Source organism: Stenotrophomonas sp. P5_B8 (assembly GCF_054049855.1).
The window spans coordinates 1-975 of record NZ_JBFULO010000758.1; the positions used below are offsets into that span (position 1 = coordinate 1).

General features: G+C 67.8%; 1 protein-coding gene. It reads left to right on the forward strand.

Annotated features, from left to right (window positions below; all coding sequences use genetic code 11):
- The coding region (locus ACXJKH_RS21265) for a sensor histidine kinase (RefSeq protein WP_457322352.1) at positions 1 to 866 on the forward strand (866 nt) is incomplete at its 5' end.
- Positions 867 to 975 lie beyond the last annotated feature (109 nt).

Genomic DNA, 975 nt, shown 5'->3' on the forward strand with positions numbered 1-975 from the left:
CCTTGCTGGTGTCGGTGCTGGTGTTCAGCCTGCTGTCGCTGGTATTGGGCTGGTGGTCGGCCTCCAAGGTGATGAAGCCCGTGTCCGATCTTGCGGCGCGTCTGCGGGCTTACCGGGGTGGCACCAGCGAGCCGGAGCCACTGGCCCCGCGCTTTCCCGACGACGAGGTGGGCCAGCTGGCCCAGGCGCTCGACGACTATTCCTCGCGATTGACCGAAGTGGTCCAGCGCGACCGTGAGTTCAACGCCGACGTCAGCCACGAGCTGCGTACGCCGCTGGCGGTCATTCGCGGCGCGACCGAGCTGTTGCTGGCGCGCCCCGGCCTGGATGAAAAGGTGCTGCAGCGGCTGCAGCGCATCCAGCGTGCCGAACAGCAATGCACCGATCTGATCGGCTCCCTGCTGCTGCTCTCGCGCAACGAGCGCGGGCAGGGCAACAGCAACGTGGCGCGGGTGGCAGAGCAATTGCTTGATGCGCACCGCGCCCAGCTTGGCGGCAAGCCGCTGGAGCTGGTGCTGGAGGGCGACCGCGAGCTGGTCATCGACGCGCCCGAATCCGCGCTGTCGGTGGCCCTGGGCAACCTGATCGGCAATGCGGTGAAGTACTCGCAGGAAGGCTCGGTGCGCGTGGTCGTCACCGGCAACCACGTGGACGTGATCGACAGCGGCCCGGGGTTGAGCGCGGAGGATGCGGCCAAGCTGTTCCAGCGCGGTTACCGCGGTACCCATGCCGGGCACTCGCAGGGTGGCGGGATCGGCTTGTCGATCGTCAGCCGCCTATGCGATCTGTACGGCTGGCAGGTCAGTGTGCGCCCGGGCGTGGATCGGGGTGTGGTGGCGACGTTGACGTTCTCGCCGGCGGTTTGATCGTCGCATCCGCTCGCCGGCGGTGTAATCGCCACGTCCGGTAGAGCCACCCCATGGGTGGCTGTGCGGTGTGTCGGCATACCCAAAGGCAGCCACCCATGGGGTGGCT